The sequence below is a fragment of the Amycolatopsis sp. NBC_00355 genome, assembly GCF_036104975.1.
Lineage (GTDB): Bacteria > Actinomycetota > Actinomycetes > Mycobacteriales > Pseudonocardiaceae > Amycolatopsis.
Genome location: NZ_CP107982.1, coordinates 994860 through 1017580, shown reverse-complemented (window position 1 = coordinate 1017580; position 22721 = coordinate 994860). Strand labels below are relative to the sequence as shown.

The window sequence follows — 22721 nt, the reverse complement described above, 5'->3', positions numbered from 1 at the left end:
GGCATGGCGGACGGAAGGCGGCTTTCGCGGCGCGGGTTTCTCGCCGCGAGCGGGGCCGCGCTCGGCGCCGCCGTCGTGGGGGCCACCGTCGCCGGGTCCGCCGGGATGGGGGAACCGGACCCGGATGCCGTGCGGCTGGGCGATTTCTGGCTGTTCGGGCGGTACGAGGACGGCTGTGCCGACGCCGACTTCGACGAAGAAGACCTTTCGCCCGTCCAGCTCCCCCACTGCGTGACGCCGTTGTCGTGGACCGGCTGGGACCCGGAGTCGTGGCAGGACCGGTGGATCTACCGCAAGCACTTCACGGTCTCCCCGGCGATGGCGTCCGAGCGCGTGCGGGCCCGGTTCGACGGCGTCATGACCAACGCGACCGTCTACCTCAACGGCACGCTCGTCACCTCCCACAACGGCGGTTACCTGCCGTTCGAAGTGGAGCTGCCGCAGGTCACGGCGGGCGACAACATCCTCGCCGTGGTGGTCGACGGGCGGTGGCAGCTCGACGTCCCGCCCAACCTGCCGCGGCTGGCCGGCCCGTCGGTGATCGACTTCTACCAGCCGGCCGGGATCTACCGCCCGGCCACGATCGGCACGGTGCCGCGCACCCGCCTCACCGACGTCTTCGCGTGCCCCACCGACGTCCTGGGCCCGGCCCGGTCGCTGCGCCTGACCTGCGAGCTGGACACGACCGCCGCGATCGGCGAGCCGCTGCAGCTCACCGCGTCGGTGAGCCAGGCGGGCCGGGAACTGGCCCAGGGCGCCACGACCCTCGGGCCGATGCCCGTCGGGACGAAGACCGTCACCTTCGACGTCGGCGGGCTCGGCGCCGTCCGGCTGTGGGACGTCGAGGACCCCGCGCTGTGCGACGTCACGGTGAGCGTGCGCTCCGGGCCGCGGCGGCTCGACCAGCGCGTGGTGCGCGTCGGGTTCCGCGAAGCCAGGTTCACCCCGGACGGCTTCTTCCTCAACGGCAGCCGGCTCAAGCTGCTCGGGCTCAACCGCCACCAGTGGTACCCGTTCGCCGGCGGCGCGATGCCCGACCGGGTCCAGCGGCGCGACGCCGAGATCCTGCGCCGCGAGCTGAACTGCACGATGGTCCGCTGCTCGCACTACCCGCAGTCGAGCGCGTTCCTCGACGCGTGCGACGAGCTGGGCCTGCTGGTCTGGGAGGAGATCCCCGGCTGGGGCCGCGTCGGCGACGCCGCGTGGCAGCAGCAGAACCTGCGGGACGTCTCGGCGATGGTCGTGCGGGACCGCAACCACCCGAGCATCGTCGTGTGGGGCACCCGCGTCAACGAGGCGACCGGGACCACGGAGATGTACCTGAAGACCGGGAAACTCGCGAAGCAGCTCGACCCGTCGCGACCGACCAGCGGCGCGCTGGCCAGCACCACCGGCGCGCGGCTGGCGTTGCCGCCGGGCACCGACGAGCAGGTGCTCGCCTACAACGACTACACCGCGCACCGCGGCGCGCCGTTCCAGCTGAAGCCGCCGCGGCCGGGCGTGCCGTACCTGGTGACGGAGTCGATCGGCACGCTCGCCGGCGCCCGCGCGTACCGGCGCACCGACCCGAACGCGAACCAGCAGCTGCAGGCCGAGCTGCACGCGAAAGCCCACGACCTGGCCGCGGCCGACGACCGCTACAGCGGCCTGCTCGCGTGGTGCGCGTTCGACTACCCGTCGGGCTGGCAGCGCTCGATGGGCGGCTCGAAGTTCGCCGGGGTGTCCGACATCTTCCGGATCCCGAAGCCCGCGGCGGCCTTCTACGCCTCGCAGGGCGATCCGCGGGTGCGCGCGGTCGTCGAGGCCGGGTTCGCGTGGGACTTCGGGGCCGGGCTGCCGGGGCCGGGCGCGACGATCTGGTCGAACTGCGACCGCCTGGAGGTGTTCCTGGCCGACCGGCATATCGGCACGGCCCGCAGCCGCCGGGCGGACTTCCCGCACCTGCGGTACCCGCCGTTCGCGGTGGACTTCCCGCTGTCCCGGGCCGAACTGCGCGTCGACGGTTACGTGGGCGAGCGCCTGCTGGTGACCCGGCGCTACAGCGGCGACCGGAGCCGGGACGTGCTGAGCTGCGTCCCGGACGACACGGACCTGCTATCCGACGGCGCCGACGCCACCCGCGTCGTCGTGGCGGCCACGGACCGCTACGGCACCCTGCGCGCGTCGGCGGGCGGGAAGGTATCCCTCACGCTGACGGGCCCGGGCGAGCTGGTCGGGGACTCCACACTGGACCTCGCGGCCACCGGCGGCGCGGCCGCGGTCTGGCTGCGCCCGTTCGCGAGCCCCCCGGGAACCCTGACCCTGACGGCCCGCCACGACACCCTGGGCACCACCACGGCCACGGTGACCACCCATGCCGCCCCCACCTCCGCAATCCGCCCATGACCACCTGCCCACGGTCCGTGAAGGACTCCTTGAGGGACTCTGAGTCCCTCAAGGAGTCCTTCACGGACCGGCGAGGTCGTGGGTCAGGGGGCGGCGGTGAGTACGGCGGCCAGGACCGCGGCCTGGCTGAGGGGCAGCGTCGTGCTTGCCGTCAGCAGGGTGAGCGGGCCGCCCGCCGCCAGTTCGCGGAGCCTCGCCAGGGCCGCGAGGCGGTCCGGCTCGCGCAGCTCCGCGCGGTAGCGGTCCGCGAACTCGGCGAAGCGGTCCGGGTCGTGGCCGTACCAGGTGCGCAGCTCGTCCGACGGTGCCAGCTGGCGGTACCAGCCGTCCAGCTCGACCGATCGGGACGCGCCCCGCGGCCAGAGCCGTTCCACGAGCACGCGGGTACCGTCGGCGGGCCCGGCCGGGTCGGTCAGGCGCGCCACGCGGACCGGCGTGGGGTGCATGCGCGCATTCTGCGTCGCGCCCGCGTCCGCCGCCACTCCGGACGCCACCGTCCGGGACCTGGGGGAACACCGTGCGCAACCGCGTGACGCCGACCGGCGGGATCGTCGACGTCCCGCTGCGCGGCGCGTGGACCGGCAACCGCGGGGTGCTGCACGAGCGCCACGAGATCGTCCGCTTCCACGCCGGCGACCTGTGGATCACCTGCGTGCTCGAGTTCCGCGGCCGGTGGCGCGAGCAGTGGCTGCCGGGCCGCTACACGCACCTGTACTTCCACGACGAAGCCGTCTCGTTCGCCGCCGGGCACCGGCCCTGCGGCGAGTGCCGCCGGCCCGCGTACACCGCCTACCGCGACGCCTGGGGCGGCGGGCCGTCGGCGACGGCGATGAACCGGCAGCTGCACCGCGAACGCCTCCACCGCGGCACCCACCGCCGCCGGCTCCACGAGCTGAGCTGGGCCGGCCTGCCGGACGGCGTCTTCGTCCTCCGCGACGACCACCCGGAACTCCTCCTGGGCGACCACCTCACCGAGTGGACGACCACGGGCTACGGCACCCGGCGGCCGCGTCCCACCACCGGCACGGCCCAAGTCCTCACTCCCCCGGCGACGATCGCCGTGCTGCGTGCCGGTTACCCCGTGCAGATCGACGACACCGCGCGCTGAACCGAGGCTTGCGGGCCGGACCGTCCCGACCGAGACTGCCGGGATGGACCAGGTCACCGCCGCCCTCGTCGGCCGCGCCCGGCAGCACGCCCTGGGCGATCTCCTCCGCCGCACCGCGCTGCGGCTGCCGGACAAGCTCGCCGTCGTCTCCGGGGACACCCGGCTCACCTACGCCGATTTCGAAGCCGCCGCCAACCGCTGCGCCCACGCCCTCGCCGCGCGCGGCCTCCGCAAGGGCGACCGGCTCGCGCTGCTGAGCCACAACTGCTGGCAGTACGGCGTGCTGGCCTTCGCCACCGCGAAACTCGGCGTGCTCCTGGTCCCGGTCAACTTCATGCTCGGCGCCGACGAGGTCGCCTACATCCTCCGCCACGCCGAGGCCTCGGCCTTCGTCACCGAGGACGCGCTCGAAGCGACCGCCGCCGAAGCCCTCGAACTGTCCGGACTGGACGACGTCGTCCGCGGCCGGATCGGCCCCGACGGCAGCTGGGACGACATCGGCACCTGGCTGTCCGAAGGAGACGATCAGGCCCCGGACGTCTTCGTCGCCGACGACGACCCGCTGCGGCTGATGTACACCTCCGGCACGGAGTCGCGGCCGAAAGGCGTGCTGCTGTCGAGCCGGTCCCTGATCGCGCAGTACGTCTCGTGCGTGATCGACGGCGGGATGAGCGCCGACGACGTCGAGGTGCACTCGCTCCCGCTCTACCACTGCGCCCAGCTGGACTGCTTCTTCTCCGTCGACGTCTACCTCGGCGCCACCAGTGTCATCCTGCCCGGGCCGGACCCGGCGGCGCTGCTCGCGGCCGTCGAGCGGGAGCGGGCGACGAAGCTGTTCGCGCCGCCGACCGTGTGGATCTCCTTGCTGCGCCACGAAAACTTCGACCGCACCGACCTGTCGAGCCTGCGCAAGGGTTACTACGGCGCGTCGGCGATGCCGGTCGAGGTCCTGCGCGAACTGCGCCGCCGGCTGCCGGAGGTCGACCTGTGGAACTTCTACGGCCAGACGGAAATGGCGCCGCTGGCCACGATCCTGCGTCCGGACGAGCAGCTCCCCCGGGCCGGCTCGGCCGGGCGGGCGTCGCTCAACGTCGAGACGCGCATCGTCGACGACGAGGACAACCCGGTGGCGCCGGGCGTCGTCGGCGAGATCGTGCACCGCAGCCCGCACGCCACCCTCGGCTACTACCGGGACGAGGAGAAGACGGCGGAGGCGTTCCGCGCGGGCTGGTTCCACTCCGGCGATCTGGGCGTCGTCGACGAGGACGGCTACCTGTCCGTCGTGGACCGCAAGAAGGACATGATCAAGACCGGCGGCGAGAACGTCGCGAGCCGCGAGGTCGAAGAAGCCCTGTACCTGCTGGACGGCGTCGCCGAAGTCGCCGTGTTCGGGATCGGCCATCCACACTGGATCGAAGCCGTCACCGCCGTGGTCGTGCCCCGCGAAGATGTCGAATTGACCGCGGCGCAGGTGATCGACCACGCCCGCACGCGGCTGGCCGGTTACAAATGTCCCAAGTACGTCGTGTTCGCGGACCGGCTTCCCAAGAACCCCAGCGGAAAGATCGTCAAGCGTGAACTGCGGGAGCGACACGCCGGACTGGCCACACGGGACTGAACCACCGAAACCCTCCTGCCCGGCAAGGAAAACGACGAATAACGCTGTACAAGAGGGTCTGGTCTCGCGGGAACGCCGCCGCCGGAGGGCACCAGGGCCGACCGGCCCGGGGACCGGAAGTCCTAAAGCCGTGGCGCGGCTCGTCCGTCGGGTCTAGTAATGAGGCCGTCGTCGTTCTTCGACGGCGGAACCCGAGGGGAAGAGGTACAGATCGTGTCCGTTTTCATCGCCGTCCTGCTCGCGCTGGGCGCCGGGCTGCTCGTCGGCGGCCGGGTCCACCACGCCAGGGAGGCCCGCTCCAACTACTCCGCCTACCGCGCCCGGACCGCCAAGGGCTTCGGGGAGATGATCCGGAGCATCGTCGGCGCCGGCATCGCGGTGGTCGGCGCCATCGCGCTGCTCGTCATCCTGCTCAACGTGCTCCAGCAGGCGTAACCGCACGAACCCGACTCATGGCGGGTTGTTGCCACCGGACCCGCAGAGGACGCTTTCCAAGGCTCCGAGGTGCGGGGCCGCGAAAGGACGACCTCATGAGATCGAGGGTGCTTTCCGCTGCGCTCGGTGTGGCCGTGGGCCTGCTGGGCACAGTCGCCGTCGCCGCGCCGGCGCAAGCCGCCGCCGCGGGCTGCGGCGACCAGCTCGTCGGCAACGGCGGGTTCGAGAGCGGCACCACGCCGTGGACCCAGACCAGTGGTGTCATCTCCGCCGCGACCACCGCGGAACCGGCGCACGGCGGCACGATGGACGCCTGGCTGGACGGCTACGGCACCACCCACACCGACACCCTGTCCCAGTCCCTGACGCTCCCGGCCGGCTGCGCCACGGCGAGCCTGACCTGGTGGTCACACGTCGACACCAAGGAGACGTCGACGACGACCGCCTACGACAAGCTCGTGGTGCAGGCCGGGACCGACACCCTCGCGAGCTATTCGAACCTCGACAAGAACACCGGCTACGTCCAGCGCACCGTGGACGTCTCGCGCTACCTCGGGCAGACCGTGACGCTGAAGGTCACCGGCACCGAGGACTCGAGCCTGGCCACCAACTTCCTCCTCGACGACTTCGCCCTGACCACGACCGGGACGTCCAACCCGCAGTCGCCGGTCGTCACCTCGCCCGGCAGCCAAAGCACCGCCGTCGGCCAGGCGGTGTCGCTGCAGGTCCAGGCCACCGACCCGCAGAACGACGCGCTGACCTGGACCGCGACCGGCCTGCCCGCCGGGCTGGCCATCGGCGCGAGCACCGGGAAGATCACCGGCACGCCGACCACCGCGGGCACGTCGTCGGTCACCGTCACGGCCAAGGACCCCGGCGGCAACAGCGGCAGCGCCACGTTCTCGTGGACGATCGGCTCGGCGCCCGCCGACTCGACGCGCACGCCGATCAACCCCGCCTACACCGTGAACCTGACCACGAACACCGCCGGCGACACCTGGAACGGGCACCAGTCCGTCAGCTTCACCAACGGCTCGCCGACCGCGCTGCCCGAGGTCTACCTGCGGCTCTGGGACAACTACCACGGCACCTGCCCGACCACGCCGATCACGGTCACGAACGTCACCGGCGGCACGGCGTCGGCCCTGAGCGTCAACTGCACCGCGCTGAAGATCACGCTGCCCTCGCCGCTGGCGCAGGGGCAGTCGGCGTCGATCGGGTTCGACCTCAAGATCGTCGTGCCCAGCGGCGCCGACCGGTTCGGCCACGACGGCGCGTTCAACATGATCGGCAACGCGCTGCCGATCCTGGCGGTCCGCGACGGCGCGGGCTGGCACCTCGACCCGTACACCAACAACGGCGAGGCGTTCTACAGCCTGATCAGCGACTTCGACGTCACCCTCGTGCACCCGAGCACGGTGCTGACGCCGGCCACCGGCACGTCGACCGAGACGACCAGCGGCAGCACGACGACCACGCACGCCGTCGCGAACAAGGTACGTGACTTCGCCTGGGGCGCCGGGCCGTTCGCGAAGATCAGCACGACGTCCGGCAAGGGCGTGCGGGTCAACGTCTACTCGGTCAGCGGGATCTCCACGAGCAGCGCGAACCAGATGCTGACGCTCGCCGCCGACTCCATCGACGTCCACTCGGGCCGCTTCGGCGACTACCCGTACGGCGAGGTGGACGTGGTGCTGGACAACAACTTCTGGTTCGGCGGCATGGAGTACCCGGGCTTCGTGATGGACCTCGTGTCGACCACGGCGCTCCCGCACGAGCTGGCGCACCAGTGGTTCTACGGGATCGTCGGTGACGACGAGTACAACTCGCCGTGGCTCGACGAGAGCTTCACCGACTACGCCACCGACCTCTACCGGGGTGTCACCGGCAGCGGCTGCGGCATCACGTGGCAGTCGAGCGCGGAGAAGCTGACCAACTCGATGGCGTACTGGGACGCGCATTCGTCGCGGTACTCCACCGTGGTCTACAACTACGGCAAGTGCACCCTGCACGACCTGCGGCGGCTCATCGGCGACACGCCGATGGCGAACCTGCTGAAGTCGTACGCGCAGTCGCACTGGTACGGGGTGTCGACGACGGCCGAGTTCAAGGCCGCGGCGCAGGCGGCGGCCGGGTCGACGGACCTGACGTCGTTCTGGGCATCGCACCGCGTCGAAGGATAAATTGGTTGGTCCCCGCCCGTGCGTCCGGCAGGCTGGGCGCATGGGCGGGGACCGGCTTTTCTGCGACACGGCGCTCGCGGCGCGGATCGAACGCGCCGAGGCGCGGCTGATCTCGTCGTGCACCGAGGCCGGGCGAGTCCGGCGCGGTGCTGGGTTCGCGCGCCCGCTCGCCGGCGGGGTCGCGAGCCTCGCCGAGGCGGACTCGCCGTTCACCAAGATCGCCGCGCTCGGTTTCGACGGCCTGCCGTCCGACGCCGAGCTGGCGGAGGTCGAGCAGGCCTTCGCGGAGCTGGGCGCCCCGGTCCAGGTCGAGCTGTGCCAGCTGGCCGATTCCGCGGTCGGCGCGTTCTTCACCGAACGCGGCTACCGGCTGGAGTCGTTCGAGAACGTCCTCGGGCGGCGGCTCGGCGACCCGGACTTCCCCGAAGACGTCCGGCTGTGCCGCGACGACGAACTGGAGCAGTGGCTGGCCATGGTCGCGGACGCGAGCGCCGTCGCCGACACCGAGGGGCTGCCCTCGCACGAGGACTTCCCACGGGAGACGCTGGTCCGCGCGTTGCGGGAGATGGCCGGGGTCCGGCGGTACGTCGCGGTGCGCGGCGGCGAGTTCGCCGGCGGCGCCAGTTTCCGCGCCACGGACGGGATCGCGCAGTTCACCGGTGCGGCCACCCTCCCCGCGCATCGGCGGCGGGGTGTGCAGACGGCGTTGCTGCGGGCCCGGCTCGCCGCGGCGGCCGAAGCCGGGTGCGACGTCGCCGTCGTCACCACGCAGCCGGGTTCGAAGTCGCACCAGAACGTGCAGCGGCAGGGGTTCGACCTGCTCTACACCCGGGCGATCCTGGTGAAGGGCACCTCGGCGACCAGCTCTTCGGGCGCGGACAGCCGCCATGCCTCGTAAATCAGTTCGGCCAGCTCGTCGGCCTCGATGCCGTCCAGGTACACGACGACCCAGCCGAAGCCGCCGGTGGTGAACTGGATCTCGAAGACGTCCGGACGTTCGGAGACGAGCGCGAGCTGCTCGGAGATCGTCTGCTTGAGGCCGACCGTGCGCGTGCGCGGCCAGTAGTAGCCGAACCGCTTGCCGCGCACGCTGAACGACGAGTAGTCGCGCGCCTCGGACCGTTCCACGTCCGCCAGTGCGCCGAGCACCCGTTCGAAGTCCTGCACGCGACCACCGTAGCGCGCCGGTACCGTGCGGGTCATGAGCGACCTGACCGAGGCCGTACTGGACGACGGCCGCGCCGTCGTGGTCAAACGCGGTGCCGGGCCGCGCGCGACGGCGGCCGAGGTGGCGGGCCTGCGCTGGCTGGCCGCGGCGGGTGCGGTGCCGGTGCCGGAGGTGCACAGCCACGACGACGACCAGCTCGTCCTCGACCGCGTCCCCGCCGGACGGCCCGATCCGGCCGCCGCGGAACGGTTCGGCCGCGGCCTCGCCCGCCTGCACGCGGCCGGCGCGCCCGCGTTCGGCGCCGCTCCCCCGGGCGGGCCCGCCGACGCGTGGATCGGCCTGGCGCCGATGGCGAACGTCCCGGGCGACGACTGGGCGTCGTGGTACGCGGCACACCGCGTCCTGCCTTACGTGCGGCAGGCCGTCGACGCCGGGCTGCTCGAGGCCGCGCCGTTCGAGCGCGCGTGCGCCCGGCTCGCGGCTCCGGACGAGCCGCCCGCGCGGCTGCACGGCGACCTGTGGAACGGCAACGTCCTGTGGGACGGCCGGGAGGCGTGGCTGATCGACCCGGCCGCGCACGGCGGGCACCGCGAGACGGATCTGGCGATGCTGCACCTGTTCGGCTGCCCGCACCTGGACCGGATCGTGGCCGCGTACGACGAGACCGCGCCCCTGGCCGACGGCCGGCGCGACCGGATCGGCATGCACCAGCTGTTCCCGCTGCTGGTGCACACCGTCCTGTTCGGACAGTCCTACGCCGCGCAGGCCCTCGCCGCGGCCCGGTCACTGGGCTAGCACTTGGCGAGCATGGTCTCCAGGGCGGTCTTTTCCGGGACGGTGATCGTCAGGCCGTAGTTGCGCTTGACGACGATCCAGTCGGTCGCGTAGGTGCACCAGTACGACACGAGCGGCGGCTTCCAGGCGTCGGGGGCCTTGTCGCTCTTCTGCTCGTTGAGGTTGTCGGTCACCGCGTGCAGCTGCGGGCGGACCAGGTCGTTCGCGAACTGCTCCCGGCGTTCCTTCGTCCACTTCTTGGCGCCGCTGATCCAGGCCTGCCCGAGCGGCACCATGTGGTCGATGTCCACATCGGACGCCTTCGTCCAGGTCTGGCCGTCGTAGGAGCTGACCCAGGTGCCCGACTTGGCGGCGCACTGGGCGTCGACGGAGACGTTCTTGCCGTCGCGCTTGAGCACCTGTTCGCGGGTGTCGCAGGCGCCGTCGACCTTGTCCCAGTGCGGGAACTCGTCCCGCGAGTAGCCGTCCATGGTCCCGCGCACGGCGACCTGCAGCGCGTTCAGCTCGGTGCGGGCCTCGGCGGGCGCGACCGGCGCCGCGGCGGCCGTCCCGCCCGGTTGGCTGCCTTGCCCCCCGGCGGCGAGGTCTTCGGGCTTGCACCCGGCCAGCGCGGTGCCCGCCACGGCGGTCAGCAGGACCAGGGTGAGCGCTTTGGTGCGCGACATCGTGAGCCCCTTTCACGTCTCCCGCATGATGCCCAGGAGACGCGCCGGGGAAACGGTGCAATCGGCCCAGTTGACGCGAACGAAACGCGTCAACCGCCGTGGAAGACCTCCGCGACGAACACGGCGGCGATGATCCCGACCGTCACGAGCAGGCTCAGCACCACGACCAGCCCCCACGGCACCTGCCGGATCGGCCGGGGCCGCGGGAAGACCGCGGAGGCCGGCCCCCGCGACCGGGGCGGACCGGGTTCGTCGACCTCCGGCGGGGCCGCCACCACCACTTCGGCGGCCACCTCCCGCGGTTCGGGCATCGGCGGCAGAACCCGGTCCGCGGCGGGAAGACGCAGCGGAAACCCTTCGGCGAGCAACGCGGACCGCGGCGGCGCGAGGTGGGCGAGGGACAGGGCGTAGCAGGCCTCGAGGACGTCGTCGGCGGTCCAGACGGTCCGCCACCGGTTGTGCTGCGCGATGATCCGCCGCAGCCCGCGCGGATCGGCGAGCACGGTGGCGACGCCGGCCTCGGGTTCGCGCAGAGGCAACAAGGGCCACGCGTGCCGGACGCTCAACGAGCCCGCGATCGGCTCGGCGGACGGCACGCCCGCCGGCGCGAGCCTGGTTGCCGCCTCGGGGGGTGAGAGGGTCGGCGCCGGCCCCGCAGCCGGTCCAGCTCCGGCGTATCCGGCCGACGGGAGTTGCTCCGCCTCGGGCGGGGAACCCGGCGACCCCGCAACCACAGCCGGCCCCGAACCGGCGAACCCGGCCGAAGGGAGTTGCGCCGCCTCAGGCGGGAAACCGGGCGACCCTGCCGTCACAGCCGGTCCCGAACCGGCGAACCCGGCCGGAGCGAGCCGCGCCGCCTCAGGCGGGAAACCGGGCGACCCCGCCGTCACAGCCGGCCCCGAACCGGCGAACCCGGCCGGAGCGAGCCGCGCCGCCTCAGGCGGGAAACCCGGCGACCCCGCCGTCACAGCCGGCCCCGAACCGGCGAACCCGGCCGAAGCGAGCCGCGCCGCCTCAGGCGACAAACCCGGCGACCCCGCCGTCACAGCCGGCCCCGAACCGGCGAACCCGGCCGAAGCGAGCCGCGCCGCCTCAGGCGACAAACCCGGCGACCCCGCCGTCACAGCCGGCCCCGAACCGGCGAACCCGGCCGAAGCGAGCCGCGCCGCCTCAGGCGGCAAACCAGCCGACCCCGCCACCCCAGCCGGCCCCGGAGCCGATCCGGACCCGGGGAGCCTTGCAGACGCGAGCCGCGCCGGCCCAGGCGGGAAACCGGCCGAGCCCGATCCGGCAGAACCCGCCGGTGCGAGTCTCGTCGGCATCTCGGCCGGCAGAGCAGCCGGTCCCGATCCGGCGAAGCCCGCCGCCGCCAACCGTGCCTCAGGCGGCAGAGGCGTCTGTCCGGGTCCAGGCTCGGCGAATCCCACCGAAGCGAGCCCCGGAGCCATTCCGACCGGCGAAACACCGGCCTCCGGCCCGGGCGGCACCGCCGCCGGCGGACGCGGATCGGCCACCACCGATCCTCGACCAGGCACCATCAGCTCAGGAACCCTTGCGCCCCAAGGCGAATCCGGCTGACGCGCCGGCGGCACCACCACGACAAGCCCGGTCACGTACCGGCCCCCACCGAGAGCGGCCAAGGCGACCTTCGCCGCCGCCACCGCCGCTCCCACCCTCGGCCCCGGTTCGGCGCCGGTGACCGCGCCCGGCTCATGCGCCGCGATCACCACCACGCCGGACCGGGTGAACACCAGGGCGTCCACGAAACACGGGCCGGTGCGGCTCGGGACGCTGATCCCCGCCAACGCCAGACCGCGCAGCTGGTCCGGGCCCCAGGAACGCAACAACCCCACAAGATGCTCCGCGGCGACGGGCAAGCCCTGGTCGCCGGTGCGCTGCTGCGCGACGAGCACGCCGGTCACACCTCCATGACGAGAACGGCGAACGGTCCCTCGACGGTAGGAGGCGGACCGCGTTCCTCCCAGGCGCCGAACGAGTGGTCGATTGCGACGAACCGGGCACCGTCCGTAGCGAGGCATGCTGGACGGGCACCTCGAAGCCGACCCAGGGAGACGCCGATGGGTTCCCCGCCACCCGCCTACCAGCCCACCGCCGGCGGCGCGCTCGACGTCGACCGGCCCTTCTACCAGCGGCTCGCCGGCGAAACCGGCCGGGAACTCGTCGAGAGCTTCGAGGTCCCGATCCGCTCGGGACGCGCGTGGCGGGTGCCGCGCGGGCACCTGTGCCGCCTGCGGACCGTCGACGGCCCTCAGGTCGGCGACCTCAACCTGTGGAACGCCGACGACCCGCGCGAGCGCTTCTGGGCCGCGCGCACCCGGCAGCTGCAGCGCGCGCACGTCAGCACGTTCGACCGGCTCTGGTCCACCCTGCCGTTCCTGCGCCCGCTGGCCACCATCACCGCGGACACGCTCGAGAACTACGGCGTCGACGGCGAAGGCGGCCGGGTGCACGACCTGCTCGGCACCCGCTGCGACCCGTACGTGAACCGGATGCTCACCGGCGAGGACTTCGACTTCCACTGCCACTCGAACCTGGTCCGCGCGGTGGCGCCGTTCGGGCTGACCGAGTTCGACGTGCACGACGTGCTGAACGTCTTCCAGTGCACCGGGCTCACCGACGACGACCGCTACTTCATGAAGGCCTGCCCGGCCCGCCCGGGCGACCACTTCGAGTTCTTCGCCGAGATCGACCTGCTGTGCGCGCTCTCGACGTGCCCGGGCGGCGACCTGTCGATCCCGCTGTGGGGGCCGGACGCCCGCGACCCGATCGACGTCTGCCGGCCCATCGGCGTCGAGGTCTTCGCACCGCCTTCGCACCTGCTCGAGGGCTGGTCGTCGCCACCCCGGGCGGCCTACCGCGGCCTGCACGGCGTCCGGCAGCCGGAGTGGGGTGAACCGGGTTAGGTTGCCTGGGTGGAACTGCTGCCCTTCGACGAGTACGTCCGGTCCCTCGACCGCAAGCGGACAGCCGCCGGTGTGCTCCTGCGCGACACCGCGGACCGGGTGCTGTTCGTCCGGCCGTCGTACCAGCCGTTCTGGGAGATCCCGGGCGGCGCCGGCGAGGCGGGTGAGGCGCCGTGGCACACAGCCGTGCGCGAACTCCGCGAAGAACTCGGGCTCGACCGGCCAGCGGGGCGCCTGCTCGTGCTCGACCACCAGCCGGCGGGCCGGCTGCCCGAAGGCCTCAACTTCGTCTTCGACGGCGGCCTCGTGACCGAAGACGACGTCGCCCGCATGAGGTTCACCGACGACGAGATCGTCGCGGCAAGCCTCCTCCCGCTCGCCGACGCGACACCCGGGCTCCAGCCCGTCCTCGCCCGCCGGGTGGCGGCGGCGCTGGCCGCCCTCCGGTCGGGCGATTTACTCCTGTGCGAAGACGGCCGTCCGGTTTCATGATCGCCGAACTCCTTGAACGGGAAGGGTTTGCTCGGGTTCACCCCGCGCGCGGTCCGTGTGATGATGGGCAGCGGGTACCCGATCGGCTCGACGAGGAGTGCGAAAGTGGACCTGCGGAACGAGATCGCGCAGTCGTGGCGGCGGGCCGAGCTGTCCGGGCTCTCCCCCGGGTCAGCCGTCGACCGGCTCGACGTCACCGACGTCGACAGCCGCAGCCGGCTGCTGCGCGCCGCGTCGCCGGTGCTCGACGAGCTGGCCCGGCAGCTGGCCGGCACCCGGTTCTGCGTCGTGCTGGCCGACCACGAGTGCCGGATCGTCGCGCGGCGGTTCACCGAACGGTCGGTGGAGCTGGCCCTGGAGGACATCAGCGCGGTGCCCGGCTGCCAGTTCCTGGAGGAGCGGACCGGGACGAACGCCCTCGCCACGCCGTTCGAGACCCGCCGCGGCGTCGCGGTCGACGGCGGTGAGCACTTCCTCGAGGCGATGAAGCAGTTCACCTGTTACGGCCACCCCCTGACGCACCCGGCGACCCGGCGCCTGGTCGGCGTCCTCGACATCACCGGGCCGGCGGGTGACGCGAACCCCCTGCTCGGGCCGTTCCTGCGCCGCGCGGTGTCGGACATCGAACGGCGGCTGCTCGACGGCGCGAAACTCGCCGAACAGCAGCTGCTGGCGGCGTTCCAGTCGGTGCAGCACCGGGCGTGCGCGGTGCTGGCGCTCGGCCAGAACGTGGTGCTGGCCAACACCGCGGCGACCGAGCTGGTCGACACGGCCGACCACCGGCTGCTGCAGGAGCTGGGCCGCACCCGGCGCGGCGTCCGGCGGATCCGGCTGACCTCGGGAACGCCGGTCGAGGTCCGGGTCGAGGCGGTGTCGGCGAACGCCGGCCTCCTGTTCGAGCTGGCCCCGGTCCGCCCGGCGAGCCCCGTGGTGTCCCGCCCGCCGGGCCCGCGCGAGCTGTTCCCGACGGCGGTGGAGGACCGCCTCCGCCACGCCGGCCGCGCTCGACGTCGAGTGCTCATCTGCGGCGAGCCGGGCGCGGGCCGGAGCACGGCGGCGCGGGTCGTCGCGGGAGAGGCGCCGGTGCTCGAGTTCGACGCGTCGGACGTCGTCTCGGGAGCGGCGTCCTGGTGCGCGTCGGTCGAGACCGCCGCCGGGGTGGACGGCTTGGTGGTGATCGACGGCATCCAGCTGCTGCCGCCGTTGGCCGCGGTCCGCCTGGCCCGGCTCCTGGATACGACCACCGCATGGTTCGCCCTGGTCAGCGGGCCGGCGTCGGAGCTGCACGGCGAGCAGGCGACCCTGGCGTCGCGCGCGCACCGCCGCATCGAGCTGCCGCCGCTGCGGGAGCGCCGCGACGAGATCCCGTCGATCGCGCGCTCCCTGCTGCGCGACTTCGGCGCGTCGTTGCGGCTGACACCGGGTGCGCTGGAACTGCTGGGTTCCCAGCAGTGGCCGGGCAACCTGCGCGAGCTGGCCGGAGTCCTGTCGGCGGCCGCCGACCGCCGGTCGGCGGGCGACCTGACCGCGGAGGACGTCGCGCCGGGCTGCGTGTCGACCGCACCGGGCGCGGCGCTGAGCGGCTGGGAACAGGCGGAGTACGACGTGATCGTCCGGACGCTGCGGGCGTGCGGCGGCAACAAGGTCCACGCGGCGAAGCAGCTGGGCATCAGCCGCTCGACGCTCTACAACCGGATGCGTGCATTGCGGGTCCGCTGAACCCCCGAACGGCGCCCCTGAACAGGCACTGTCCGGGATTCGGACACTTCACCGCCCGCCCCGCTGCACACAATCGGCTGCGAAGGGGTGCACCGCCGCACGTTGAGGAGATGGCCGTGAAGACCAAGGCAGCCGTACTGTTCGATGCCGGGAAGCCGTTCGAGCTGATGGAACTCGACCTCGACGGCCCCGGGCCGGGCGAGGTGCTGATCAAGTACACCGCCGCCGGGTTGTGCCACTCGGATCTGCACCTGATCGACAACGACCTCGTACCGCGGTTCCCGATCATCGGCGGGCACGAGGGCGCCGGGATCATCGAGGACGTCGGCCCCGGCGTCACCAAGGTGGCACCCGGCGACCACGTCGTGTGCAGCTTCATCCCGAACTGCGGCACCTGCCGCTACTGCTCCACCGGCCGGCAGAACCTGTGCGACATGGGCGCCACCATCCTCGACGGCCACATGCCCGACGGCACCTTCCGCTTCCACGGCGGCGGCCAGGACTTCGGCGCGATGTGCATGCTCGGCACGTTCTCCGAGCGCGCCACCATCTCGCAGCACTCGGTCGTCAAGGTCGACGACTGGCTGCCGCTGGAGACCGCCGTGCTCGTCGGCTGCGGCGTCCCGACCGGGTGGGCCACCGCCAACTACGCCGGCGGCGTCCGGGCCGGCGACACCACCGTCGTCTACGGCATCGGCGGCATCGGCATCAACGCCGTGCAGGGCGCCGCGCACGCCGGCGCGAAGTACGTCGTCGCCGTCGACCCCGTCGAGTTCAAGCGCGAGGCCGCGCTCAAGTTCGGCGCGACCCACGCGTTCGCCACCGCCGCCGAGGCCGCGGAGAAGGTCAACGAACTCACCTGGGGCCAGCTGGCCGACCAGGCGCTGATCACCGTCGGCACCGTCGAAGAGGACGTCGTCAGCCAGGCGTTCGACGTCGTCGGCAAGGGCGGCACCGTCGTCATCACCGGGCTCGCCAACCCTGAGAAACTCACCGTGCACGTCTCCGGCGGCGTGATGACGCTGTTCGAGAAGACGATCAAGGGCACGCTGTTCGGCTCGGCGAACCCGCAGTACGACATCGTGCGCCTGCTGCGGCTCTACGACGCCGGGAAGCTCAAGCTCGACGAGCTGGTGACCCGCAAGTACACCCTCGACCAGGTCAACGAGGGCTACCAGGACCTGCGCGACGGCAAGAACATCCGCGGCGTCATCGTCCACGCCCAGTGACCACCCGACCGGAGGAGGACAGCATGGCCGAGCAAACCCCGGACATCCAGGAGCCGATCGAGGAGCCTGTCGAAGAGCTGCTCGTCGAAGAAGTCTCGATCGACGGTATGTGCGGTGTCTACTGAGACGTCCACAGAGGACACCCAGGTGAACCTCGACGCCGCGTACCGGCTCAACCCGCAGGTGGCGCTGCGCCCCGAACCGTTCGGGGCGCTCGCCTACCACTTCGGGAACCGCAAGCTGTCGTTCCTCAAGTCCCCGGACCTCGTGGCGTTCGTCCGCGAGCTGGCGACCCACGCCAGCCTGCGCGACGCGCTCGACGCGGCCGAGCTCGGGGAGACCCGCCGCGCGAGCTTCCTGAAAGCACTGGAATCCCTCGTCGCCACCGACATGATCGTGGAGGACCCGTGAGCGTTCCCGCTCTGGTCGACCAGTTCAAGTACGGCCTCACCGCGCCCATCTGCCTCACCTGGGAGTGGACCTACGCCTGCAACCTGGCGTGCGAGCACTGCCTGTCGTCCTCGGGCCGGCGCGACCCGCGCGAGCTGTCGACCGCCGAGATCAAGGCGGTGATCGACGAGCTGGAGCGGATGCAGGTCTTCTACGTCAACGTCGGCGGCGGCGAGCCGACCGTCCGGAGCGACTTCTGGGAGCTCCTCGACTACGCGATCGCCCACCACGTCGGCATCAAGTTCTCCACCAACGGCGTCAAGATCACCCCGGAGCGCGCGAAGCAGCTGGCGAGCACGGACTACGTCGACGTCCAGATCTCGCTCGACGGCGCCACCCGCGAGGTCAACGACGCCGTGCGCGGCCCGGGCTCCTACGACCTGGCGATGCGGGCCCTGAAGAACCTCGCCGACGCCGGGATGAAGGACTTCAAGATCTCCGTCGTGATGACCCGGCACAACGTCTCGCAGCTCGACGGGTTCAAGCGCATCGCCGACGGCTTCGGCGCGCAGCTGCGGATCACCCGGCTGCGCCCGTCCGGCCGCGGCGCCGACGTCTGGGACGACCTGCACCCGACCGCGGAGCAGCAGTTCGAGCTGTACGACTGGCTGGTGGCCCACGGCGAAGGTGTGCTGACAGGCGACTCGTTCTTCCACCTCAACGCGCTCGGCTCGACGCCCCTGCCCGGGCTGAACCTGTGCGGCGCGGGCCGGGTGGTCTGCCTGATCGACCCGGTCGGCGACGTCTACGCCTGCCCGTTCGCCATCCACGACGCGTTCAAGGCGGGCAACGTCCGCGGTGCCGGCTTCGGCCCGGTGTGGCGCGACTCGGCGTTGTTCGCCGACCTGCGCCGGCCGCAGACCGGCGGCGCGTGCTCGTCGTGCGCGGCCTACGACAGCTGCCAGGGCGGCTGCATGGCGGCGAAGTTCTTCACCGGCCTGCCCCTGGACGGCCCGGACCCCGAGTGCGTCAAGGGCCACGGCGAGCACGCACTGTCCACACGCGACACAGTCGGGCTGCCGAAGGCGAGCCAGGACCACTCCCGCACCGGGAGGCGCACGAGTGTCCTGCTGGGCCTGCCGGCGGTGCGCGTCCCCGACCGGGCGTGCGACACCAGCCCGCTCGCCGAGCTGCTCTGACCGTCCACAAGGGACCGTTTCGACGGCCCCGCCGGAAATGTGAGAATCGCCTTACGACCACGCAAAGTGACCGGCGGTGTGACAGGGTGGAGGCATGGCCGCCCTGAGATCCTTCCTGACGTCCTGGACCTCCGTCACCCCGGTGCTGGGGGTGGTCGTGCTGGCGGTGGCCTGGGGCCGCGACCTCGGGCCGGTTTTCGTGGCCGTCGTCGCGATCGCGCTCGGGGCGACCGTGCTCTCGGCGGTGCACCACGCGGAGGTCGTCGCCCACCGGGTGGGTGAACCGTTCGGGTCGCTGGTGCTCGCGGTCGCCGTGACGGTCATCGAGGTCGCGCTGATCGTCACGATGATGGTCTCCGGCGGCCCGGAAGCGACGTCGCTGGCGCGCGACACCGTGTTCGCCGCGGTGATGATCACGACCAACGGCATCGTCGGCATCTCACTGCTCGTCGGCGCGCGGCGCTACGGCTCGACGCTGTTCAACCCGGAGGGCAGCGGCGCGGCGATGGCCACGGTCGCGACCCTGGCCACGCTGAGCCTGGTGCTGCCGTCGTTCACCTCCAGCACGCCCGGCCCGGCGTTCTCCCCGGCCCAGCTGACCTTCGCCGCGCTCGCGTCGCTGGTGCTCTACGGGATGTTCGTGCTGAACCAGACCGTCCGCCACCGCGACTTCTTCCTCCCGGTGGCCGCCGACGGCGAAGTCAAGGAGGACGACCACGCCGAGCCGCCGACGGACAAGGCCGCGCTCGGCAGTCTCGCGCTGCTGCTGGTGGCGCTGGTCGCGGTGGTCGGCCTGGCCAAGGTGGAGTCCCCGGCGATCGAGGCCGGGGTCAGCGCCGCCGGGTTCCCGCAGTCGTTCGTCGGCGTCGTGATCGCGTTGCTGGTGCTGCTCCCGGAGACCCTCGCCGCGACCCGCGCGGCCCGGCGCGACCGGATGCAGATCAGCCTCAACCTGGCCTACGGCTCGGCGATCGCGAGCATCGGCCTGACGATCCCGGCGATCGCCCTCGCGTCGATCTGGCTGCCGGGCCAGCTGCTGCTCGGCCTGGGCTCGACGCAGATCGTGCTGCTCGCGCTGACCGTGGTGGTCAGCGTCCTGACGGTGGTCCCGGGCCGCGCGACCCGCCTCCAGGGCGGCGTCCACCTGGTCCTGCTGGCCGGCTTCCTGGTCCTGGCCGTGAACCCCTGATGCGGATCGTCTCGCTGCTGCCCGCCGCGACCGACATCGTCGCGACACTCGGCCTGGTGCCCGATCTCGTCGGGCGGACGCACGAATGCGACTGGCCGCCGGGCGAGGTCGAGCACATCCCCGTGGTGACGCGGGCCGAGTTCGACCCGGACGCGCTGTCCAGCCGGGAGATCTCCGAAGCCGTCGGCGGCGCGCGGCACAGCGGGTCCGCGCTCTACACCCTCGACAGCGCGCAGCTGGCCGCGGCGCGCCCCGACGTCGTCCTCACGCAGGACCTCTGCGACGTCTGCGCGGTCTCCTACCAGCGGGTGTCCGAGGCGGTGCGGACGCTGGACACCGGGCCGCTGGTCGTCAGCCTCGAGCCCGCGACGATCGACGGCGTCCTCGACTGCCTCCGCCGCGTCGGTGACGTCCTCGGCGTCCCGGAGCGGGCCGAGGCCGAGATCGCGAAGCTGCGGAAACGCCTCGACGCCGTCCAGCCAGTCTCCGAAGCACCCCGTGTCGTCGCCTTGGAATGGCTCGATCCGATCTGGCCGGCCGGGCACTGGGTGCCGGAGCAGATCGCCCTGGCCGGAGGCGAGCCGCTGCTGGCGAAGGCCGGGGAGCACACCCGGCCGATCGAGTGGGACGCCGTCGTCGACGCCCAGCCCGACGTGCTGCTCCTGCTCCCCTGCGGCTTCCCGCCGGAACGCACCCGCGCCGAACTCCCCGCGCTGGCGAAACGCCCGGGCTGGGCCGGGCTGCCCGCCGTCCGCGACAACCGGGTCCACGTCCTCGACGGCCCCGCCTGCTTCAACCGCCCCGGGCCGCGAGTGGTCGACGGTGCCGAAATCCTCGCCGAGGTGTTCCGGGGAGTCAGGCGGTGACCTCGATGCCGACCACGCACGTGTCGTCGTCGGTGTCGGCCGTGCTGTAGGTCAGCAGCGTGTCGAGCTGGTGCTCCAGCCCGCCTTCGTGCCCCTCCACCAGCGTGACCAGCCGCGCCACCGACTCCTGCACGGGGGCGTCGCGGCGCTCGATCAGGCCGTCGGTGTAGATCAGCAGGATGTCGCCGTCGGCGAGCTGGACGGTCTCCTCCTGGTAGACGACGTCGCGGACCGCGCCGAGCAGCGAGCCGCGGATCAGCGGCAACGTCGTCGCCGAGCCGTCGCGGTGCCGGACGATCGGCGGCAGGTGCCCGGCCCGCGCCCAGCGCAGCTTCCGGGTCGCCGGGTCGAACACGGCCGCGACCGCGGTCGCCGTGACGTGGTCGGTGAGGTGGTAGGCCACCAGGTTGAGCCAGGTCAGCAGCTGCGCCGGCCCGGCGCCGGTGGCCGCGAGGCCGCGCAGGGCGTTGCGCAGGCTCACCATGCCGGTGGCCGCGTCGATGCCGTGCCCGGCGACGTCGCCCACGCACAGCAGGATCTCGCCGGTCGGCAGCGCGACGGCGTCGTACCAGTCGCCGCCGACCAGGTGCTCCTTCTCCGCGGGCCGGTAGCGGACGGCGGCACGCAGGCCCAGCATGTCGAGCGGGCCCTTGGCCGGCGGCATGATCGCGTGCTGCAGCTGCAGCGTGAGCCGGTTGCGCTCGATCGCCTCCTGCTCGGTCTCGGCCAGCCTGTCCCGCGTGGCCGCCAGTGCGACCTCGGTCCAGTGCTGCGACGAGACGTCCTGGTAGGCCCCGCGCACGGCGACCAGCTCGCCGCGGCCGTCGACCACCGGTTCGGCCACCACCCGGATGTAGCGGGCGACGCCGTCGGAGCGCTGCAGCCGGAACGCCGTCGACCCCGGGCGCTTGTGGTGCAGCACCGTGCGCAGGAACCGGCCGATCGCCGGGGCGTCGTCGGCGTGCGCGTGCGTGGTCAGCTGGTGCAGCGACAGGGGCGCGGCGTGGGGCGGCAGGCCGTAGAGCGCGAACAGCTCGGTGTTCCAGGTGATCGCGCCGGTGACGACGTTCTCTTCGAAGCCGCCGATGCGGCCGAGCCGCTGGGCGTGCTGCAGCAGCACCGCGAGCTTCGCGGCGTCGTCCTGGATGCGCAGGATGAGCAGCACGTTGCCGGCGAAGCGGGTGATGCTGACGTCGGTCAGCACGGTGAGCGGCACCTGGTCGACCAGCGTCGTGACGGCCATGTTGTCGGCGCGGAACGGCTCGCCGGTGGTGTACACGCGCTGGATCTTGTCCAGCAGCCCGCTTTCCTCGGCCGCGAGCGGGTACGCCTCCAGCAGCCGGGACCCGACGAGCAGGCTGCGGGGCCGCCCGCCCGGGTCGGTGAACCGGACGTTCGCGTGGTGGATGCGGAAGTCGCTGAGCCGGTCGCCGCCGTCGAGGCACGGCGAGAGCAGCACGGCCGGGTCGTGCAGGCCGTCGACGAAGTCCACCAGCTCGCCCAGGAAGTCCCCGGCGCCGCCGGGAGCCAGCGGCGCGACCACGCCGTCCCAGGTGTCGAGGGTGTGCGCGCAGAGCTCGGCCAGGGCCTCCAGCTGACGCCGTTCGCGCCCGGGCTCGGCGGGCAGCGGCTCCGGCCAGCACATCTCGACGACGCCGATGATCCGCCCGCCGGTGCCGGTGGGCACCGCGACCCGGCCGCCGCCGGCGAGGGTGTGCTGCCCGATCGACGGCAGCCCGGACGCCGCGAGCGTCGTGAACCACTCCGTGTCGCGCTCGATCAGCGCGCTGCGCGCCGGCGTCGCGACGCCGGGCGGGACGTACCGCCAGCGGGCGGCTTCCTCGGCCGAGAACCCGGCCGAACCGGCGAGGGTCAGCGAGCCGTCCGGCCCGGCGAGCCAGACCGCGACGGCGGTGGCGCCGAGCGGGCGCAGTGCGTGTTCCAGGATCGACTCCGCGACGCGCTGGGTGTCCCCCGCCGCCAGCACGCCGCTTTCCGCGGTGCGCAGGCGAACCGCGACGGAATCCTCTTCCGTACGGGCGAGAAATTCCTGCGCCACGTCGGTGATGCGATCCTCGGCGGCCTCGCCGACGACCTCGGCGGCGAACTCCAGCGGCGTCACCCCGGCCCGCTCGGCCAGGGACTCCAGCTGCTTCGCGGCGTCGGAAGGCGTGCAGTGCAGGCGTTCCATCAGCACGCCCTTGGCGAGCTCGATCAACGCGCGGCCGTCGGCGACGGCGTGCGCGTGGTCGACCTCGCTGCGCAGGCGGGCGACGGTGTCGGCGAGCCGGGCGAGGTTCGCCGACACCTCGGCGGGCGGCGCCAGCACGGGCACGCCCGGTTCTTCGGAAGGCAA

General features: G+C 72.5%; 21 protein-coding genes. 16 read left to right on the top strand and 5 right to left on the bottom strand.

The annotated features are described in order from the left end of the window. Positions 1-3: 3 nt before the first annotated feature. Positions 4-2385, top strand: coding sequence for a glycoside hydrolase family 2 protein (locus tag OHS18_RS04420; RefSeq protein ID WP_328616028.1), 2382 nt, complete (start codon positions 4-6; stop codon positions 2383-2385). Positions 2386-2468: 83 nt separating this feature from the next. On the opposite strand, the gene OHS18_RS04415 is transcribed toward OHS18_RS04420, so the two are convergent. Continuing rightward, positions 2469-2831, bottom strand: a complete 363-nt coding sequence (locus OHS18_RS04415) for a DUF488 domain-containing protein (protein ID WP_328455822.1) — start codon at positions 2829-2831, stop codon at positions 2469-2471. A gap of 71 nt (positions 2832-2902) precedes the next feature. On the opposite strand from OHS18_RS04415, the gene OHS18_RS04410 reads away from it, so the two are divergent. The 5 genes from OHS18_RS04410 (at position 2903) to OHS18_RS04390 (ending at position 8627) form a co-directional block, all read left to right on the top strand. After that, on the top strand, positions 2903-3493 hold the full coding sequence (locus OHS18_RS04410; protein ID WP_328616027.1) for a hypothetical protein: 591 nt from the start codon (positions 2903-2905) through the stop codon (positions 3491-3493). Between the two features lie 43 nt (positions 3494-3536). Further along, positions 3537-5111: an acyl-CoA synthetase gene (locus tag OHS18_RS04405; RefSeq protein ID WP_328616026.1), complete on the top strand. Its 1575-nt coding sequence runs from the start codon at positions 3537-3539 to the stop codon at positions 5109-5111. A 213-nt stretch (positions 5112-5324) separates the two neighbouring features. Then, positions 5325-5546, top strand: a complete 222-nt coding sequence (locus OHS18_RS04400) for a hypothetical protein (RefSeq protein WP_328455828.1) — start codon at positions 5325-5327, stop codon at positions 5544-5546. Between the two features lie 107 nt (positions 5547-5653). Continuing rightward, positions 5654-7729 carry a putative Ig domain-containing protein gene (locus OHS18_RS04395; protein WP_328618725.1) on the top strand — a complete coding sequence of 692 codons (2076 nt, stop codon included), beginning with the start codon at positions 5654-5656 and terminating at the stop codon, positions 7727-7729. A 40-nt stretch (positions 7730-7769) separates the two neighbouring features. Continuing rightward, entirely contained in the window at positions 7770-8627 is an 858-nt protein-coding gene (locus OHS18_RS04390) for a GNAT family N-acetyltransferase (protein WP_328616025.1), read from the top strand. On the opposite strand, the gene OHS18_RS04385 is transcribed toward OHS18_RS04390, so the two are convergent. Then, positions 8552-8896, bottom strand: coding sequence for an MmcQ/YjbR family DNA-binding protein (locus OHS18_RS04385; protein WP_442875342.1), 345 nt, complete (start codon positions 8894-8896; stop codon positions 8552-8554). The two genes, OHS18_RS04390 and OHS18_RS04385, sit on opposite strands and share 76 nt — an antisense overlap. A gap of 34 nt (positions 8897-8930) precedes the next feature. On the opposite strand from OHS18_RS04385, the gene OHS18_RS04380 reads away from it, so the two are divergent. Continuing rightward, complete coding sequence (locus OHS18_RS04380) at positions 8931-9692, top strand: fructosamine kinase family protein (protein ID WP_328616023.1); 762 nt, start codon at positions 8931-8933, stop codon at positions 9690-9692. Here the strand turns inward: OHS18_RS04380 and OHS18_RS04375 are convergent. Further along, positions 9689-10357 carry an HNH endonuclease family protein gene (locus OHS18_RS04375; protein ID WP_328616022.1) on the bottom strand — a complete coding sequence of 223 codons (669 nt, stop codon included), beginning with the start codon at positions 10355-10357 and terminating at the stop codon, positions 9689-9691. The two genes, OHS18_RS04380 and OHS18_RS04375, sit on opposite strands and share 4 nt — an antisense overlap. A gap of 89 nt (positions 10358-10446) precedes the next feature. Then, a complete protein-coding gene (locus tag OHS18_RS04370; RefSeq protein ID WP_328455838.1) occupies positions 10447-10953 on the bottom strand; it encodes a hypothetical protein in 507 nt (168 codons plus the stop codon). Between the two features lie 1482 nt (positions 10954-12435). On the opposite strand from OHS18_RS04370, the gene OHS18_RS04365 reads away from it, so the two are divergent. The 9 genes from OHS18_RS04365 (at position 12436) to OHS18_RS04325 (ending at position 20365) form a co-directional block, all read left to right on the top strand. Continuing rightward, a complete protein-coding gene (locus OHS18_RS04365; RefSeq protein WP_328616021.1) occupies positions 12436-13281 on the top strand; it encodes an urea carboxylase-associated family protein in 846 nt (281 codons plus the stop codon). Between the two features lie 9 nt (positions 13282-13290). Further along, positions 13291-13773, top strand: coding sequence for an NUDIX hydrolase (locus OHS18_RS04360; protein WP_328616020.1), 483 nt, complete (start codon positions 13291-13293; stop codon positions 13771-13773). Between the two features lie 105 nt (positions 13774-13878). Next, entirely contained in the window at positions 13879-15492 is a 1614-nt protein-coding gene (locus OHS18_RS04355) for a sigma-54-dependent Fis family transcriptional regulator (RefSeq protein WP_328616019.1), read from the top strand. Positions 15493-15608: 116 nt separating this feature from the next. After that, entirely contained in the window at positions 15609-16721 is a 1113-nt protein-coding gene (locus OHS18_RS04350; protein WP_328616018.1) for an NDMA-dependent alcohol dehydrogenase, read from the top strand. 23 nt (positions 16722-16744) lie between these two features. Then, a complete protein-coding gene (mftA, locus tag OHS18_RS04345) occupies positions 16745-16846 on the top strand; it encodes a mycofactocin precursor MftA (protein ID WP_326949412.1) in 102 nt (33 codons plus the stop codon). Next, positions 16836-17132 carry a mycofactocin biosynthesis chaperone MftB gene (gene mftB / locus OHS18_RS04340; RefSeq protein ID WP_328455850.1) on the top strand — a complete coding sequence of 99 codons (297 nt, stop codon included), beginning with the start codon at positions 16836-16838 and terminating at the stop codon, positions 17130-17132. The genes mftA and mftB overlap by 11 nt, the downstream gene beginning before the upstream one ends. Then, positions 17129-18310: a mycofactocin radical SAM maturase gene (gene mftC, locus OHS18_RS04335; protein WP_328616017.1), complete on the top strand. Its 1182-nt coding sequence runs from the start codon at positions 17129-17131 to the stop codon at positions 18308-18310. The genes mftB and mftC overlap by 4 nt, the downstream gene beginning before the upstream one ends. Positions 18311-18404: 94 nt before the next feature. Continuing rightward, positions 18405-19499 (top strand): calcium:proton antiporter, encoded by a 1095-nt coding sequence (locus OHS18_RS04330; protein ID WP_328616016.1) that lies wholly within the window; start codon positions 18405-18407, stop codon positions 19497-19499. Then, the gene (locus tag OHS18_RS04325) at positions 19499-20365 is read left to right on the top strand and encodes a cobalamin-binding protein (protein ID WP_328616015.1); all 867 of its coding nucleotides are present in this window, start codon (positions 19499-19501) and stop codon (positions 20363-20365) included. Before OHS18_RS04330 ends, OHS18_RS04325 begins: the two co-directional genes overlap by 1 nt. Here OHS18_RS04325 and OHS18_RS04320 read toward each other — a convergent pair. After that, positions 20355-22721: a SpoIIE family protein phosphatase gene (locus OHS18_RS04320; protein WP_328455858.1), complete on the bottom strand. Its 2367-nt coding sequence runs from the start codon at positions 22719-22721 to the stop codon at positions 20355-20357. The genes OHS18_RS04325 and OHS18_RS04320 overlap by 11 nt on opposite strands.